Below are 16,624 nucleotides of genomic sequence, written 5' to 3'. Positions count from 1 at the left end.
CACGGTTTGCGGCTCACATGCTCCGCAATACCGGCGATATTTTGACGCAACCGTTCAGGGGCTGGGCGCGCTCTCCTGACGCACTTCATCCGCCCCATCAATGATCGATTCGATCAGCCGGTCCCAATCGCTCTTCTCCGGCGCTTCGGGAACGACCTCTGCCGGCGCGGCGGAAATCGGCGCGGCCTCCACCGGCTGATCGGGCGCAGTCGCGCCGGCGCCGCCCGGCGATGCCTGATCCGAAGGCTCGCCTGCGGCACCCGCCTCGGCGTTGCGGGCGGCCTCGGCGGCGCGACGCGCCTCCTCTTCCCGGCGCTGCCGGTCAACCTCCTCCTGACGCTGGCGCTCGCGCGCCTCCACCCGTCCCTGGTAAAGCGCTGCCTCACGCCGCAAGCGCTGCTTTTCGAGAATGTCGGCCTGAAGGCGTTCCACGCGTTCGCGCTCGCGCTCGACCGCCCTCAGCGCCAGATAGTTGTCGATCTCGGTGAGATCAAGGGTGCGGTCCGGCGCGGCGAGCGGGCCGTTGAAGCCGATCGTGAAGCCGGCGCTTGCCCCCTCCTCGCCCTCGTCGCCAAGCTTGAGCGCTACATCGAGCGCGGCGTCCAATTCGCGCGAGTCCAGATCGGCCTCCATCGCCGCGTAGACGCTGGCCTCGGGCAGATCGACCAGCACATTGCGCGCCTGCAGCGTTCCGTCGGTGATCGCAAACGGGATCGCGATATCGCCAGCCTGGAAGCTGCCATTGCCGAAGAGCAGCCCGCGGACCTCCTCCTCGATCGCCTCATTGGTGATCTCGGTGCCCTGAGCGTCCGCCCAGGCGAGAAGTTCGTCCCTGAAGCCGAGATCGAGGCCGTTGAAGGTTGGCGATTTGAGCGTGACGATGCCGGACCCGCTGGCCTGCGACTTCAGGCCCCGCGCGGTATCGGCGGTGGTCTCCACCACAAGGCCGAGATCGAACGCGCCGGAGACGACGGGCGTCGCATCCGCCTGCCAGAGATTGTCCGGCAGGGTGGCGTCGGAAAGATTAAGCTGGGCCTGGAAATAGCCATTGCCATCGGTGTTGCCGAGCCGCATGTCGCCGGAAAGCGTGCCGCCCATCAGCCGGCCCGAAAGCCCGTTCAGCGCCATGCCGCCGCCGCGGAAATCGAGCTTGCCGCCCATGCCGGACACCGGCTCGGCAAGACCGATATCGAAGGCGCCCGCCTGCAGGTCCACGCTCGCCTCCGCCGTCCCGAAATAGGCGCGGTCGAACGGCACATCCGAAAGATTGCCCTCGGCGTCGGTGAAATCGGGCCCGAACACGGCCTCCGTCAGCCAGGCCATGTCGAGCCGGTCGAGCGCAAGCGCGCCCTCGAGCGAGGCCACCGGCCCGCCCCTTGCGAGTGAGAGCCGGCCGGCAAGGCCGTTATTGTCGAGCGTACCGTCAATGGCCGAAAGCGTATAGGCCTCGTCGTCGATATCGAGCGCCGCCTTCAGCGACACCGGCACCCCGAAGGCCGTGCCCGGAACGGCAAAGGCGTTCATCGCCAGATAGGGCTCCAGATCGGGGCTTTCGAGCGAAACCGAATAGCGGCCGTTCAGGAAATCACCCGCCGCGAGGCTCGCCTCGCCGCTGGCGGAGAACCGGGTCTCGCCGCTTGCCGCGCGAAAGCCGACGGTGGCTGGCCCTTCGGCACCGTCGCGATCGACGGAAAGCGACACCTGCGCGCCCGCCGGCGCCGGGATCGGCAGCGGCATCAGGCCCGCCTGCCCGAACAGCACCGCTGCATCCGGGTTTGACGCCTGAAGCTGGCCGCTGATGCCGCCCTGCCCCAGAAGCGAGTCCATCCGCCAGGAGCCGGAAATGCGGCTGCCATTGGCGCTGCCCTGGATCACCGCGGCGACCGCGGTGCCATCCTGCCCGAAGGTCAGGTCCGCCTCCAGATTGGTATCTTTGTACCAGAGCGAGCCACCACCCAGCATGGTCAGCAGCGGATGATCGCCGGCCCGTTCGCGCAGCATCGCCACGAAATCGGTAATGTCTTCGGCGGAAAGCGTCAGGCGGGCGGAGCCGGTCGGCATGTCCCGCATGGTCTGCGCCTGGCCCGAAAGCGTGATCGCCGCGCCCGAAAGATCGTCGATCTTCAGGCTGTCGATCGTCAGCGCGCCGGCCTGATAGGTGAAATCGGTATCGACCACATTGGCCGTCAAATCGAAGGCGTCAACGGCGCCGGCCCTGAGTGTCGCGTGAATGCGGTGCTGGCTGAGACCGCTATCGATATCCTCGCCCACCATCAGCCCGGCAAGAGCCCTGAGCGCGTTCAGATCGATGACATTGCCGGAGAGGTCGAAATCGAGCGTCGGCGGGGCCGCGCCGTCCGCCTGCCGCGACAGGGTGCCGTCCAGCACGGCATCGCCCGCGACAATCTGCAGGTTTTCAAAGGCCTGGGACTCAGGCGTCAGGATCACATCGGCGGAAAAGCCGGCGCGGTCGAGTTCGCGAATTTCCGGGCTGACCTTGCCCGTCAGCCATTGCGAAAGCCCGCTCGGCTGGCGCGAGGCGACCAGAAGCGACCCCGAAAAATCCGTGGTATCGCCGACGGCCAGACGCCCGGACGCCTCCACCTGGGTGCGGCCGGGCAGGATCGCCGAGCCGTTTTCGATCCGCCAGCCATCGCCGTCCGGCGAGGCGTCGAGCACGATCGAGCGAATGGTCGTGTCGCCGGAGACCAGCGCCGGCAGGCGGAACGTCACCTTGCCCGGCAATTGCGGGATCGGCACATCCCTGATGAAGCCGATCAGCACATCGAGGCGCTCGCGCGCGCTTGGCGGCGCGACCCGGCCCTTCTTCAGATTGGTGTCGTAATCGGAAAGCCGCTCGACATTGAATTGCTGGCCATTGGCCGTCAGCAGAAAGGTGCCGCCGGGCCGTGTGTCGAAATTGCCCTCGCCCGAGATCACATAGGGATCGACGCGGGTGCCGACCTCCAACCGGTATTCCGGCACCGAAAACGAGTTATTGGTGAGCTCGAACGTGCCGGCAACGCGCGGCGGCGGAACGTCCTGTTCGTCATCGGCGGTCACGGCAAGGCGGAAGTCGCCGGCATAGACCGGCGCGCCGGTCGCAAGCGAGACATCGCCTTCCATGGTCGCAGACAGCGGCCACTCCGCAGGCGTCGCCGACAGTCGCACCCGCACCGACCGAGTTTCGGGATCGGGTCTGCCGGTGAGGATAGAGAAGCTCCCGGCGCGGCCGTCGAGCACGCCCGTTCCTTCCATGCGCCACGGACCTTCGATCGCGTTGGCGGAAAGCATGGCGTCGATATCGGTCAGGCTGCGCATCCGCCCGCTTGCCGCATCGGACAAGTGAATCTCGCCGTTGCGCACCTCGACATCCTCGAAGATCACGCGGCGGGCGGCGATCGAACTTTCGCCGGTATCGGTCCACGCCAGCGCGCCATCCTCATCGAGCGAGAGATTGAACACCGGGTGTTCGAGCTGCATCTTGAAGATGCGCATCTCGCCGCTCAGGAAGGGCGCCAGTTCCGCGTCCATCGAGAAGGATTCAGCCGTGGCAAGCGGCGTGCCTCCGGCATCGCGGCCAACGCTGACATCGTGCATGGTGATCGCCGGAAACGGCAGGATGCGAACATCGACATCGCCGAGCACCTCGACCTTCTTGCCGACCACCCGGCTCGCCTGCACCTCGAATTCCCGCCGGAAGCTGCTCCAGTCGATGAAATAGGGAGCAACCAGCGCGACACAGAGGACGAAAACCAGAAAAGCGCCAATGATAACCAGTATTCGTGCCAGCAAACCTGCTATTCCTCTGTCACTTGCGTTTGCGGCTCCGGCCGCATTGGCCAGAACCTAGCACAGGGTCGATTGGCAAACCAGTTCAGGCACCGGTTCCGTGCAGGGCGTTATACCCTTTTTCCGCGCGGCACCGCACCGGCTGCAATCAGAATATCTTGCCCGGATTGAAGATATTGTCCGGGTCGAGCGCCTGCTTGATCGCGCGCATCATGGCGACCGCGCTTCCAAGCTCCTTGCCGACAACGCGTTTCTTGCCCTGGCCGACGCCATGCTCGCCGGTTGAGGTGCCGCCCATGGCGATCGCGCGCTCAGCAAGGCGGACGGTGAACGCCTCGATCTTCTCGATCTCGCCGGGCTTGTCCTTGTCGAACAGCACCAGAAGGTGGAAGTTGCCGTCGCCGGCATGGCCGACCACCGGGGCGAGAATCCCCTGCTCCGCGATATCAGCCTGTGTCTCGCTGACGCAATCGGCAAGGCGCGAGATCGGCACGCAGACATCGGTGGAAAAGCCCTCATAGTCCGGCTTCAGCGCCCTGCCCGCCCAATAGGCGTTGTGGCGCGCCTTCCAGAGCCGATTGCGCTCCTCGGCATTTGCCGTCCAGACGAATTCCGAACCGCCGCATTCGGCCGCGATCTCCGCGAACTGCTCCGACTGCATCGCGACCGCCTGCTCACTGCCGTGAAATTCCAGGAGCAGCAGCGGCGTTTCGGGAAAATCGAGGCCGGAATAGGCATTGCAGGCCTTTACCTGCAGGGCGTCGAGCAGCTCGATCCGGGCGACCGGAATGCCCATCTGGATGGTCATGATCACCGCGTTGCAGGCATCCTCCAGCGTGGCGAAGGAAGAGACGCCGCCAGCGATCTTTTCAGGTATGCCGGCAAGCTTCAGCGTCGCCGAGGTGATCACGCCAAGCGTGCCCTCCGCGCCGACGAAAAGCCGCGTCAGGTCGTAGCCGGCTGACGATTTGCGCGCGCGGCTGGCGGTTGTGATCTCCTCGCCATCCGCCGTCACTGCCGTCACCGCCAGCACCACATCCTTCATCGTGCCGTAGCGCACGGCGTTGGTGCCGGAGGCGCGGGTGGAAGCCATGCCGCCGATCGAGGCGTTGGCGCCGGGATCGATCGGGAAAAACAGGCCGGTGTCGCGCAGATATGCGTTCAGCTCCTCGCGGGTGATGCCTGGCTCGACCGTGCAGTCGAGATCCTCGGCGTTGACCGCCAGAACGCGGTTCATGCGCGAAAAGTCGATCGATATGCCGCCCTCGGGTGCGTTCACCTGCCCTTCCAGCGAGGATCCCGTGCCGAAGGGGATGATCGGAACCTTGTGGGCGGCGCAGGCCTTGACCACCGCCTTCACATCCTCCGCGCTTTCGGCGAAGAACACGGCGTCGGGAAGCTGCGCCGGCAGATACGTGGTTGTGTGGGCATGCTGGGCGCGGAAGGCCTCGCCGGTCTGCACCTTGTCGGTGAACCGCTGCTTGAGGATGGCGATGACGGTTTGCGCCGCCTCGGGGTTTCTGAGCCGGGTTGTTACATCCTCGATCGCCATTCTTGCACTCCGCGGGTAGGTTGCCGTAGCCTTCAGGCAGCGGTGACCGCTTTTATGACAGCATCGCCCCCGGCGTCCAGAGCGCGCACAGCCACGGAACGACGATGAACCAGATTGCAGACCATACTGCCCGCCTGCTTGGCGTCGAAAGCGTCGAACTCACCCATTTTTCGAGCGGCGACCTTTCCGCGCTGATGCGCGCCGTGACGGACGATGGACAGAGCTACATCGTGAAGACCGGTCCCGCGCCGGCGCTGGAAGCGGAGATGCTGCGCCTGATCGCGGCGACCGGCGCGCCCGCGCCTAAGGTGATTGCCGCGGATGATACCTTGCTGATCATGGAGGAGGTCGAGGGCCGCAGCGGGTTTTCGGGCGCCGAGGACGATCTGGCGCGGGTTCTGACCGCTCTCCACCAGCCGGTCGACAGACCCTACGGCTTCGGCGAGAATTTCTCTTTCGGCAAGGTCGCCATCCGCAATGACGAGACCCCGTCCTGGATCGCCTTCTGGCGTGATAACCGACTGCTCAACAGCCTCCCGGACCTGCCGTCTCCGCTCGCCCGGCGGGTCGAAAGCCTCGCCGCGAGACTGGGCGATATCATTCCCGACGATCCGCCGCCCGCCCTGCTTCACGGCGATCTGTGGTCGGGCAATGTGATGACGTCGGGCGGTCGCGTGACCGCGCTGATCGACCCGGCCTGCTATTATGGCGACCGCGAGGTCGATCTGGCGATGGCCCATCTTTTCGGCCATCTCGACGACCGATTCTATGGCCGTTATGGCGCGCTCGGTCCCGGGTTCGAAACGCGCCGCGCGGTCTACAGTCTCTGGCCGGCGCTGGTGCATTTCCGGCTTTTCGGATCGAGCTACAGGGCGATGGTAGAAGGTTTTCTGACTGAGACCGGGCATTGAAAACTGATTTTAGTCAAAAACTTAGCCGCCTTCGCTCACTTGTAAAATCGATTCGCATCTGATCGAATCACGCAAGGGGCTTGCCATGAGTGCCCGAACATGGCGATAAAGTGACAAAGCTTCGCCAGCGCGAAAACGGATAATGCTGGCGGTTACCTGCTGGAAGCATGATTCTTGCACAGAGTTTGTTTTGGCCCCCGAAACCCTTGCCAGCGCCGCGCGCCTCGCCCTGCCGGATCGTCAGGCTTTGACCGCGCCCGAAGGCACGGAACGGCATTGAAAGCAAACGTCCGAAATATGCATAACAGGACATTGGAATGACGAGAAAACTCAAAGTCGCCGTCGTCGGCCTGGGCGTCGGTCAAACGCATATCAGCCGCGGTTACCTTCCCAACCCGGAGCGCTTCGAAGTCGCCGCCATCTGCGATATCGACGCCAGCCACCTCAACGCGGTCGGCGACCGGTTCGGCATTGAGCGGCGCGAGACCGATTATCTCGAAATCCTGGGCATGGACGATATCGACGTGATTGACGTCTGCACGCCGCCCGGCACGCACAAGGCCCTGATGCTTGCGGCGCTGAAGGCCGGCAAGCACGTGATCTGCGAAAAGCCGCTGGTCGGCTCGCTTGCCGATATCGATGAACTGCTCGATGCCGAGTCGCGCTCCACCGGCCATGTCATGCCGATCATGCAGTATCGCTATAATGACGGCGCCCAGAAGGCCAAGCATCTGATCGCCACCGGCATTGCCGGCAAGCCCTATGTCGCGACCTGCGAGGTGCACTGGCTGCGCGACGCGCATTATTACGAGCACGACTGGCGGCGACACTGGAACGATGCGCTGGGCGGCGTGCTGATGAACCACGCGATCCACGCCAACGACCTGATGTTCTACCTGCTCGGGCCGGTGCGTTCGCTGTCCGCGCGCATCGCCACCCGCGTCAACCGCGGCATCGAGGTCGAGGATTGCGCCAGCGTGACCGTGGAACTGCATTGCGGCGCGCTCGCCACCACCTCGGCAACACTCGGTTCCGTCGAGCCGCTGAGCCGCATGCGGCTGTGCTTCGAGAACATGGTGATCGAGACCGACAGCCGACCCGACTTCACGGCCGAGGACGCGCCGTGGCGCTTTATTCCGGCGAATGACGAAATCGCACGCCGGATCGACGAGTCGCTGGCCGAGTTCGCTCCGCCGCCCACCGGCTTTGCGGGCCAGATGCAGGGTTTCCACAACGCCATCTGTACCAAGACGCCGCTGCCGCTGACCCTTGCCGACGCGCGCCACAGCCTCGATTTCGCCACGGCGGCATACTGGTCGGCAAAGACCTACAGCCCTGTACCCCTGCCGGTGATGGCGGATCACGCATTTTATCACGGCTGGCAGAACGCGATCTGACATCGCGCTGCGCAAACCAAAAAGCCCGAGCGCACGGCTCGGGCTTTTGCAGCGAAATCAAAGACTTTTATTAATAGCTTGCAGCGCGGTCTACAGACTGGCCGGCGTTCTGCGTCGCATCGATGGCGTTCGCCGTATCCTGGCCCATGCCCTCGATGGTGTTGCCGCAGGAGGCGAGCAGGCTCCCCATGGCGAGAAGAATGGAAGCGACGATAACCTTACCTTTAAACATTGCGAACTCCTGATTTTTCGTTCGGATATCCCTTAAACGTTCAGAACTCCGTCGTGTTCCGGACCAATGCTTGCGCGAGTGAAACTATCCCCCCTCCGCACCGGCCGCGAAAAAGTCTTCACAGTTTTTCCCCAGTTCTTCCCACCATTATCCACAAGAGAGAGCGGCGATTTCCACAGGCGGCGCCATACCCCGCGAAGACGCCCGGTAGCACTTCCAAAAGCCGCATTGCCACCCTACCTTCTTCCGTGCCCAAGCAGAGGAAGCCGCCGGTGACCGACCACACGGAAGACAGTGACAAGCTCTCCGCCATTCTGGCCCGCCTCCAGCCGGGGCCGGATGGCCGCGTCAGCCTCGATCAGCTCGACGGTGCGCTGGCCGAGCGGTCCTTCGGCGCGTTTCTGGTGCTGTTTGCCGTACCCAACCTGATACCGCTGCCGCCGGGCGCGACGCTGGTGCTCGGCATACCGCTGATCCTCGTGAGCTGGCAGATGATGGCATCGCGCCGCAAGCGCGTCTGGCTGCCGGAGCGGATCGCGCAATTCTCGATGGACGGGGCGCGCTTCATGGTGCTGCTGGAGCGGATACTGCCCTGGCTGCGCTGGATCGAAAGCGCGGTGCGTCCCCGGCACTGGTTTTTGAAAACACGGCGGTCGGAACGCCTGCTCGGCGCCTTTGCCTTCCTGCTGTCGCTGGTGGTGTTCATGCCGATCCCGTTCGGCAACTGGCTGCCGGCCTTCGCTCTGGCGATTATCGGCTTGTCGGATACCGAGCGGGATGGCTATGGCCTGATCATCGGCATCATCACCGGCGTGATCTCGATCCTGCTCGCAGGTCTGGTCGTGGTCGCCGCCGGAGCTCTGATTGCGCTGCTTTTCTAAAAGCTTACCTGGACTCCCTGAGACAGGTCAGGCAACCCGATTGGCAAGCTGCGTCGGCTGCAGGGCATGGCGGATCGCATCGGCCACCGCCTCGATCAGCTCGCCGCGCTGATCCGAAAACCGCAGCCGGATATCGTAATAGCCGAGTTCGGGAAGCCCCTTGTCGGGCCCAAGCACTTCCATATCGTCGGTGACGTAATAGGCCGCCATCGGCGCGACGGCGAGATCGGAGAGAACGGCTGCGCGCTGAACCATGGTGGTCGCGCTCAGATAGGCGACGCGGTAGGGTCGGCCGGCCTCGGCGAGCGTGCGCACCGCCTCATGCCGCCAGCAGCAGCTCTGCTCCCACATCGACACCGGCAACGGCTCCTTGAGATAGGCTGTGCCGCATTTGGCGCCGACCCAGACCAGCCTTTCGCGCATGATCAGCTCGCCATCATCATCCTTGCCCGGAAGATCGCCGGAGTTCAGAAGGGTGAGGTCCAGACGCTGCTCGCGCAGGCGCTGGGCAAGCCCGTTCGAATTGTCGATCGTGACGTCGACCATCACGCTCGGAAACGCCTCGGCAAAGCGCTTCAGCACGGTCGGCAGCACGCGCTCCCCGATATCGTCTGTCGCGCCGAGCCTGACCACGCCGTGCATATCGGGATGGCGGAAACGCGACATCGCCTCATGGGAAAGCGCCAGCATGCGCCGCGCGTAAGACAACAACGTCTCGCCGCTGCGGGTGAGCCGCACGGACCGGGAGTCGCGCACAAACAGAGAGGCTCCGACAACCTCCTCCAGCCGCTTGATCTGCATCGACACTGCCGAGGGCGTTCTGAAGACCCGCTCGGCGGCCCCGGAAAAGCTGCCGGTCTCCGCGATCGCGACGAAGGTGCGCAGAATATCATTGTCGAGCACCGGAAGCGGCGTTTGCAGGCTCAGGGTCATGGCGGCCTCTTGGATCAATATTTTTGACTGAACCTATGATTACATTTCGTTTGATTGAATGTCAAATCCGCCTACCTTTGTCTCATGACCCGCACTTGAAGGAGAGAAGTCATGGGATTGTTCATCATATTACGCCATCTGGTGGCGCCGCTCGCACGATATGCCAATCTGCAGGATCAGCTTGCCCGCAAGCAGCAGTTTGAGGAAAACATCAGGCGGATCCCGCCCCATCTGCGCCGGGATGTCTTTGCCGACGACCGCTACTGGCGCCATGACTGAGACGCCCTAGACGCACCGGTCGGCCATATTCATTCCGCCTGAAGGGGCATGGCCGACCGTAAAAATCGATCCATTCGAAGTCGCGTGCTCTTTCCCGCCGCATTTGTCTGTGTCAATGTCGTAAACAGACTATTGGCGACCCGGTTTCTTGCGGAAATTGTATTTTTTCAAGTGTCGAATCCGGCTCTCAGCGCGGCGGTGTCCATCATGGTAAGATCGTTTGTTTTTTATCTCGTTCCGCAATTCTCGCTGCTGCCCTTTACCAGCGCGATCGAAGCGCTGCGGATTGCCAACAGGATGCTCGGCTACGAGGCCTATCGTTGGCGGATCGCCTCCGACAGCGGGCTGAAAGTCTGTTCGTCGAGCGGCATCGCCGTCGAGCCGGATACCTCGCTTGCCGACGAGCGCCGCGCCCTGATGGGCGAAAAGCGCCCCGATCTGGTGCTGGTCTGTTCCGGCATCGACGTCGAGGACTACTACAACAAATCCTTCGAGGCGTGGCTGCGCGAGCTCAACAATCGCGGCTGCGGCATCGGCGCGATGTGCACGGGAACGCACCTGCTGGCCCGCGCCGGCCTGCTGAAGGGCCGCCGCTGCGCGATCCACTGGGAAAACATGCCGGGCTTTACCGAGACCTGGCCGGAGATCGACGCCCATGCCGATCTGTTCGTGATCGACCGCAACATCTATACCTCGGCCGGCGGCACCGCCTCGCTCGACATGATCCTGCACCTGATCGGCCGCGAATTCGGCGAAGGCCTCGTCAACGCGATCTGCGAACAGGCGCTGACCGACCGGGTGCGCCTGTCGTCCGAGCGTCAGCGCCTGCCGCTCAGCGCCCGTCTCGGCGTCCAGAACGGCAAGGTGCTGCAGATCATCGAACTGATGGAAGCCAATCTCGCCGAGCCGCTGTCGCTGATCGAGATCGCCGACGCGGTCGGCCTGTCGCGCCGCCAGATCGAGCGGCTCTACCGGCAGGAGATGGGCCGCTCGCCGGCGCGCTACTATCTTGAAATCCGCCTCGACCGCGCCCGTCGGCTGCTGGCGCAATCGACCATGCCGATCGTCGATGTCGCGGTCGCCTGCGGTTTCGTCTCCGCCTCGCATTTTTCAAAATGCTACCGCGAAATCTACCACTGTTCCCCCCAGCAGGAACGCGCCCAGCGCCGCCAGGCCCGCATGTCCGTGCGCGACAGCGCCATCGGGGTTGCGGTGTAGCGCCTTCGGGTTGCTCACAAACCAACCCTTTTTACGGACGTCATCCTCGGGCTTGTCCCGAGGATCTAACCCCCCTTCCGCACGAGCGGCGTTGGCGGTCCGTAATAGTTTGGTTTGAATTGACTCTTCGTCCGAAACGCCTGTCGTGTTGAAACGTGCTTAGACCCTCGGGACAAGCCCGAGGGTGACGAAGAGAGGCGGAGAACTTTGTCAGCGGTCTGATGCCTTCCCGGGTGAGACGGCCTACCCCCTCAGCAGCAGCGTCACCCAGCCATTGCGCCAATAGGTGCGCTCGTGACGCATGCCTTGGCCGCGGTAGGCGGCGAGCACCTTCCAGCGCTGTTCGGCGAGAATGCCGGACAGGATGACCGCGCCGCCCGGCGAAAGATTGCGCTTCACGCCCGGCGCGAGCTTCATCAGCGGGCGGGCGAGAATATTGGCGATGATCAGGTCGAACGGCGCATATTCGGAAAACGCGGCGTGGTGAAAGCCCGGCGCGGTGACGAAATCAATGCCGGAGACGATGCCGTTCGCCCGCGCATTCTCGCGCGCCACCTTGACGGCGACCGGATCGATGTCCGTCGCCAGAACCGGGATCGGGCGCAGCTTGCGCACCGCCATCGCCAGCACGCCGGTCCCGGTGCCGAGATCGAGCGCGTTGAGCGGCTGTTCGGCCTTCAGCACGGTATCGATCATTTCCAGACAGCCGCTTGTAGTGCCGTGATGGCCGGTTCCGAACGCCTGGCCCGCCTCGATTTCGATCGCGATGTCGCCCGCGCGGCGGTGTTCGCGGTCATGCGAACCGTGGACCAGGAAACGCCCGGCGCGCACCGGCTTCAGCCCTTCCAGCGATTTCGCGATCCAGTCGATATCCTCGATCTCTTCCTTCTCGATTTCCGGACCGCTCTCGTCAAAGACGGATTTCACCGCATCCGCGAAGATCGCCCGCAGCGCGTCTTCCTCTTCGGCCTCGAGATAGACCGAGGCTTCCCAGCGGTTGGCCTTCTCGTCGATCTCCATGGTCGCAAGCGCATAGGGTTCCTCGCCGAGCGCCATCGAAAGCGCATCGAGCACCTGGCCCGCGCCGGCTTCATTGGTGGTGACGTATAGTCTGATCTGGCTCACGGATCGGCCTTTCCTGGAATTCCTGCCATCCGCGATAAGCCCGCCGGCCGGCAATGGCAAGGCTGCGGCCGTCAGTTGATAAGGTTTTCGAGCTTCTTCACCGCGACATCCGGGCTTTCGCCATAGGCGATCGTGCCCTTCAGCACCCCGCCATCATCAAGCAGAAACACCGAGGCGTTGTGGTTCATCGTGTAATCGCCGTTCGGCTGATCGGGGTCGAGCGGCACTTTCTCGTAGTAGATGCCGAACTTGTCGAGCGCGGCGCGCACCTTCTCCGGATCGCCGGAAATCGCCTCGATCCGGTCGGAGACGTTGGAGAGATAACGCTCCATGGTTTCCGGCGTGTCACGCTCGGGGTCGACCGACATCCAGTAGGCGTCGATCTTGTCGCCATCGCGATCAACCTCGTGCAACCAGCCGTTCAGCTCGTAAAGCGTTGTGGGGCAGACTTCCGGGCAATGGGTGAAGCCGAAGAACAGCGCTGTCGGCTTGTCGCGCAGCGCCTGCTCGGTGATCGGCTGGCCGTCGCCGGCGGTCAGCTGGAACGAGGGACCGAAGGGGACATTCATCATCTCCTCATTGGTCTCGCCGATCTCATAAACCAGCCAGATCAGCACCGCGCAGATGACAGCGACGGAAGCCCAGAGCACACGACGGAAGGTTTTCATGCTTATCCCTTGTTCGGCGCGGCAAGCGCCGCCCTATTCCTCCAGAAGACCGTGCTTGCGGTGCCAGTCCTCGATCGAAAGCTCCGGATAGCCGCCGAAATGGACATGGCCGGGGCCTTCCGGCACATCCACCCAATTGGCCTTGGAGTCCAGCATGATATGCACGATCTCCGGCGGACGGGGCAAGGGCGTATCCACCGCTGCGGCAATTGGATGCACCAGTTCCGGCCAGCGCTCGTCATAGAGATAGAGCGCGCTGCCGCAATTGCCGCAGAAATGCCGTTCGCCCTCGCTTTCGCCGTCATGCATGCGGGCGTGATAGAAGCGCTTGTGCTCGCCGCCCTTCAGTTCCAGCGTGTCGGCGTCCGCGCCGAGATTGATGGCGTAGCCCCCTGCCCCGGCGTGCTTGCGGCAGATACTGCAATAGCAGCGCATATAGGGATAGGGCGTTCGGCTCTCCACCGAATAGGAAACCTTGCCGCATTGGCAGCTTGCCTCAAGCCTCATGATGCTCTCCTCGTGCCTGCTTTACTCGGGCGCACCGTTTTCCCACACGACGTCCTGGCCGTAAAGCGGCACGGTCGACATCGACATCTTGGCAGAGCCCTCGGTAATCTCGCGGGTATGGGCCAGATAGATCAGCGTTTCATTGGCCTTGTCGTAGATGCGCTTGATGACGAGTTGCTTGAAGATCAGCGAGCGCCCTTCCCGGAACACCTCCTCGCCATTCTTGTCGAGGTCGATTTCGCCGATCCTGATCGGCCCGGTCTGGCGGCAGGCGATCGAGGAATTCGACGGATCCTCGAACCAGTTGCCCTTCGACAACCGATCGATGATCGAGCGGTCGAAATAGGCGATATGGCAGGTCACGCCGTCCACTTCGGGATCATGCAGGGCTTCAACGACGATATCGTTGCCGACCCAGTCGACCCCGACCTCGCCCACCTGCTCCGCATGCACGGCACCCGCAAGCAACAGGCCCGCACAAAGAGCAAAACCAAACCGCTTCATATCGAAACTCCCTGAAAATCCATGCTCTGAAGATAGGTTTACGGCAGCATGATGCAAGCGGCCATGACGGGAAGAAGCGCGAATTGCGTCCGGCTTTGCCGCTTGCTCCCAATACTCTCTCCCGCTGGCGGGAGAGATGCCCCGAAAGGGGCAGTGAGGGTGGTTCGGCATTTCAAACCGTGACGGCGTTCGAGGGGATAGGCTCCCCCCTCACTGTCGCTTTCGCGACATCTCTCCCCTCCGGGGCGAGAAGATTTGGGGGGCTATGCGGAGGGGTCAGGTCAATCCCCAACTCAGTCCAATCACCCGCCGATCAGCGCCAGCCACTCATCCTCGTCCATGGTCTCAACGCCGAGTTCCTCGGCTTTCTTCAGCTTCGAACCTGCGCCGGGTCCCGCGATCACGATATCCGTCTTCTTCGACACCGAGCCGGACACCTTGGCGCCGAGGCTTTCCGCCTTGGCCTTGGCCTCGTCGCGGGTCATCTTCTCAAGCGTGCCGGTGAAGACAACCGTCTTGCCGGCAACGGGGCTGGAGGTATCGATGCGCTGCTGGTCGTCCTCAGGGGTCACCTCTTCCAGCAGCCGCCCAATGACCTCGGTGTTCTTCTTCTCGGCGAAAAACTCCGCGATGGCGCGGGCGACGACCGTGCCGATGCCGTCGATATTGTTGAGATCGTCCCAGGCCTCGCCCTCGCCGCTTGCCGCCTCGCGCATCGCCTTTTCGAAAGCTTCATAGGAGCCGTAGGAGCGCGCCAGCAACTTTGCCGTGGTCTCGCCGACATGGCGGATGCCGAGCGCGAAGATGAAGCGGTTGAGGGCGATCGTGCGCCGCTCGTTGATCGACTCGTAGAGATTGGCGACCGAGGTCTTGCCCCAGCCGTTGAAGTTCTCAAGCTTGGTGAGCGCCGCCCCCTGCCGCCGCTCCAGCGTGAAAATGTCGGGCGCGGTGCGGATCGCCAGCGCCTCGTCCTCATGTTCGAAGAAGAAATCGACCTGCTTGGAGCCGAGCCCCTCGATATCGAAGGCGTTGCGCGAGACGAAGTGCTTCAGGTGCTCCACCGCCTGCGCCCGGCACGAGAAGCCTGCCGTGCAGCGCCTGACGGCATCGAGCTTGCCGGTCTTCTCGTTGATCTCACGCACCGCATGCGCGCCGCAGACCGGGCAGTGATCGGGAAAGTGATAGGGTTCGGCATCGTCGGGCCGTTTGTCCGGTACGATATCGACGATCTGCGGAATGACGTCGCCGGCGCGCTGGACGATGACATAATCGCCGATGCGGATATCGCGACCCTCGCGGATCGGCTCGCCGTTCGAGCCTTTGCCGGCGATGTAATCCTCATTGTGCAGCGTCGCATTGGTCACCACCACGCCGCCCACCGTGATCGGCTCCAGCCGCGCCACAGGCGTCAGCGCCCCGGTGCGGCCGACCTGGATATCGATGTTGACAAGCCGCGTGATCGCCTGTTCGGCCGGGAACTTGTGCGCCGTCGCCCAGCGCGGCGAGCGCGAGCGGAAGCCGAGCCGCGCCTGAAGGTCCAGCCGGTCGACCTTGTAGACGACGCCGTCGATATCGTAATCGAGATCGCCGCGCTGAACGCCGATCTCCCGGTAATGATCGATGAGATCATCGACGGAGGAAAGCCGCCGCATCAGCGGATTAACCGGAAAGCCCCATTTCTCGAAGGTCTCGACCATGCCCATCTGGGTATCAGCCGGCATCTCCGACATCTCGCCCCAGGCATAGGCAAAGAACCTGAGCTTGCGCTTCGCGGTCACCTGCGGGTCGAGCTGGCGCAGCGAGCCCGACGCGGTGTTGCGCGGGTTCACATAGGTAGGCTTGCCTTCCTCAGCTAGCGCTGCGTTGAGCGCCGCGAAATCGCTCTTGGCCATGTAGATTTCGCCGCGCACCTCGACCACCGCCGGCGCGCCCTTCGGCAAACGGTTCGGGATCTCGCTAATGGTGCGGACATTGGCGGTGACATTCTCCCCCGTCGCGCCATCGCCGCGCGTCGCGCCGGAGACGAGCACGCCATCCTCATAGCGCAGCGACATCGACAACCCGTCGATCTTCGGTTCCGCAGTGAAGGCGATCGAACCATCCGGCATCTGGCCGAGAAAACGATAGACCGAGGCGATGAAATCCTGCACGTCATCGTCGGAAAACACATTGCCGAGGGAGAGCATCGGCACCGCGTGCACCACCGGCGCGAACGCCTCTGAAGGCGTCGAGCCGACCCGGCGCGACGGGCTGTCTTCGCGGACAAGGTCGGGAAACTGCGCTTCCAGCGCGTCATTGCGCTGCTTCAGCGCGTCATATTCGGCGTCGGTAATCTCCGGCGCGTCCTTGCCGTGATAGGCGACATCGTGGCGGGCGATTTCCGCGGCCAGATGCGCAAGCTCCGCCTCGGCCTCATCGCGGGACAGTTCCTCGACCGGTTTCTTCGCCATGTCACACTCCTTCGCGGCTCCCCCGCTGAATTAGAGCGGAATGGCGCGAAATGGAAGCGGGTTGATGATCAAGGCGCTGCCGCATTCGATGCGCTTCGGTCGAACGCGGCCTCGCCGCCCCAATCTCCCCCCTTGAGGGGGAGATGTCGCGAACGCGACAGAGAGGGGTAAAGGG

At 63.4% G+C, this 16,624-nt stretch carries 14 protein-coding genes; 5 read left to right on the top strand and 9 right to left on the bottom strand.

The window, feature by feature from the left end; translation table 11 throughout:
- Positions 1-54: 54 nt before the first annotated feature.
- Positions 55-3,795 carry an AsmA family protein gene (locus V6767_RS18610; RefSeq protein WP_448474827.1) on the bottom strand — a complete coding sequence of 1,247 codons (3,741 nt, stop codon included), beginning with the start codon at positions 3,793-3,795 and terminating at the stop codon, positions 55-57.
- Positions 3,796-3,940: 145 nt separating this feature from the next.
- The gene (locus V6767_RS18605; protein ID WP_448474826.1) at positions 3,941-5,344 is read right to left on the bottom strand and encodes an FAD-binding oxidoreductase; all 1,404 of its coding nucleotides are present in this window, start codon (positions 5,342-5,344) and stop codon (positions 3,941-3,943) included.
- A 104-nt stretch (positions 5,345-5,448) separates the two neighbouring features.
- Between V6767_RS18605 and V6767_RS18600 the strand changes: the two genes are divergently transcribed.
- Positions 5,449-6,255, top strand: coding sequence for a fructosamine kinase family protein (locus V6767_RS18600; protein WP_448474825.1), 807 nt, complete (start codon positions 5,449-5,451; stop codon positions 6,253-6,255).
- Positions 6,256-6,572: 317 nt separating this feature from the next.
- Positions 6,573-7,652 (top strand): Gfo/Idh/MocA family protein, encoded by a 1,080-nt coding sequence (locus V6767_RS18595; RefSeq protein WP_448474824.1) that lies wholly within the window; start codon positions 6,573-6,575, stop codon positions 7,650-7,652.
- Between the two features lie 70 nt (positions 7,653-7,722).
- Here the strand turns inward: V6767_RS18595 and V6767_RS18590 are convergent, their stop codons facing one another.
- Positions 7,723-7,842 carry an entericidin domain-containing protein gene (locus V6767_RS18590; RefSeq protein ID WP_085986587.1) on the bottom strand — a complete coding sequence of 40 codons (120 nt, stop codon included), beginning with the start codon at positions 7,840-7,842 and terminating at the stop codon, positions 7,723-7,725.
- 314 nt (positions 7,843-8,156) lie between these two features.
- Between V6767_RS18590 and V6767_RS18585 the strand changes: the two genes are divergently transcribed.
- Positions 8,157-8,765, top strand: a complete 609-nt coding sequence (locus tag V6767_RS18585) for an exopolysaccharide biosynthesis protein (protein ID WP_448474823.1) — start codon at positions 8,157-8,159, stop codon at positions 8,763-8,765.
- A 27-nt stretch (positions 8,766-8,792) separates the two neighbouring features.
- On the opposite strand, the gene V6767_RS18580 is transcribed toward V6767_RS18585, so the two are convergent.
- Positions 8,793-9,698: a LysR family transcriptional regulator gene (locus V6767_RS18580; protein WP_448474822.1), complete on the bottom strand. Its 906-nt coding sequence runs from the start codon at positions 9,696-9,698 to the stop codon at positions 8,793-8,795.
- Positions 9,699-9,809: 111 nt separating this feature from the next.
- On the opposite strand from V6767_RS18580, the gene V6767_RS18575 reads away from it, so the two are divergent.
- Both V6767_RS18575 and V6767_RS18570 read left to right on the top strand, forming a co-directional pair.
- The gene (locus tag V6767_RS18575; protein WP_448474821.1) at positions 9,810-9,977 is read left to right on the top strand and encodes a hypothetical protein; all 168 of its coding nucleotides are present in this window, start codon (positions 9,810-9,812) and stop codon (positions 9,975-9,977) included.
- A 207-nt stretch (positions 9,978-10,184) separates the two neighbouring features.
- Positions 10,185-11,195 carry a GlxA family transcriptional regulator gene (locus V6767_RS18570; protein ID WP_448474820.1) on the top strand — a complete coding sequence of 337 codons (1,011 nt, stop codon included), beginning with the start codon at positions 10,185-10,187 and terminating at the stop codon, positions 11,193-11,195.
- Positions 11,196-11,438: 243 nt separating this feature from the next.
- Here V6767_RS18570 and V6767_RS18565 read toward each other — a convergent pair whose 3' ends face one another.
- The 5 genes from V6767_RS18565 to ligA all read right to left on the bottom strand — a co-directional run bounded on the left by V6767_RS18565 (position 11,439) and on the right by ligA (position 16,449).
- A complete protein-coding gene (locus tag V6767_RS18565) occupies positions 11,439-12,320 on the bottom strand; it encodes a 50S ribosomal protein L11 methyltransferase (protein ID WP_448474819.1) in 882 nt (293 codons plus the stop codon).
- 71 nt (positions 12,321-12,391) lie between these two features.
- On the bottom strand, positions 12,392-12,988 hold the full coding sequence (locus tag V6767_RS18560) for an SCO family protein (protein WP_448474818.1): 597 nt from the start codon (positions 12,986-12,988) through the stop codon (positions 12,392-12,394).
- A 33-nt stretch (positions 12,989-13,021) separates the two neighbouring features.
- Positions 13,022-13,495, bottom strand: coding sequence for a GFA family protein (locus V6767_RS18555; protein WP_448474817.1), 474 nt, complete (start codon positions 13,493-13,495; stop codon positions 13,022-13,024).
- Between the two features lie 21 nt (positions 13,496-13,516).
- Positions 13,517-13,999: a CreA family protein gene (locus V6767_RS18550; protein ID WP_448474816.1), complete on the bottom strand. Its 483-nt coding sequence runs from the start codon at positions 13,997-13,999 to the stop codon at positions 13,517-13,519.
- Positions 14,000-14,301: 302 nt separating this feature from the next.
- Positions 14,302-16,449, bottom strand: a complete 2,148-nt coding sequence (ligA, locus tag V6767_RS18545; RefSeq protein WP_448474815.1) for an NAD-dependent DNA ligase LigA — start codon at positions 16,447-16,449, stop codon at positions 14,302-14,304.
- Between the last annotated feature and the right edge of the window lie 175 nt (positions 16,450-16,624).

Source organism: Martelella sp. FLE1502 (assembly GCF_053484255.1).
This window is presented reverse-complemented; position numbering and strand designations above follow the sequence as displayed.

What these genes read in the sequence shown, in the direction of transcription:
- V6767_RS18555 (WP_448474817.1), bottom strand. Translation starts at nt 13,495, where the DNA reads ATGAGGCTTGAGGCAAGCTGCCAATGCGGCAAGGTTTCCTATTCGGTG.
- ligA (WP_448474815.1), bottom strand. Translation starts at nt 16,449, where the DNA reads ATGGCGAAGAAACCGGTCGAGGAACTGTCCCGCGATGAGGCCGAGGCG.
- V6767_RS18600 (WP_448474825.1), top strand. Translation starts at nt 5,449, where the DNA reads ATGAACCAGATTGCAGACCATACTGCCCGCCTGCTTGGCGTCGAAAGC.
- V6767_RS18595 (WP_448474824.1), top strand. Translation starts at nt 6,573, where the DNA reads ATGACGAGAAAACTCAAAGTCGCCGTCGTCGGCCTGGGCGTCGGTCAA.
- V6767_RS18590 (WP_085986587.1), bottom strand. Translation starts at nt 7,842, where the DNA reads ATGGGGAGCCTGCTCGCCTCCTGCGGCAACACCATCGAGGGCATGGGC.
- V6767_RS18550 (WP_448474816.1), bottom strand. Translation starts at nt 13,999, where the DNA reads ATGAAGCGGTTTGGTTTTGCTCTTTGTGCGGGCCTGTTGCTTGCGGGT.
- V6767_RS18575 (WP_448474821.1), top strand. Translation starts at nt 9,810, where the DNA reads ATGGGATTGTTCATCATATTACGCCATCTGGTGGCGCCGCTCGCACGA.
- V6767_RS18560 (WP_448474818.1), bottom strand. Translation starts at nt 12,988, where the DNA reads ATGAAAACCTTCCGTCGTGTGCTCTGGGCTTCCGTCGCTGTCATCTGC.
- V6767_RS18605 (WP_448474826.1), bottom strand. Translation starts at nt 5,344, where the DNA reads ATGGCGATCGAGGATGTAACAACCCGGCTCAGAAACCCCGAGGCGGCG.
- V6767_RS18580 (WP_448474822.1), bottom strand. Translation starts at nt 9,698, where the DNA reads ATGACCCTGAGCCTGCAAACGCCGCTTCCGGTGCTCGACAATGATATT.
- V6767_RS18570 (WP_448474820.1), top strand. Translation starts at nt 10,185, where the DNA reads ATGGTAAGATCGTTTGTTTTTTATCTCGTTCCGCAATTCTCGCTGCTG.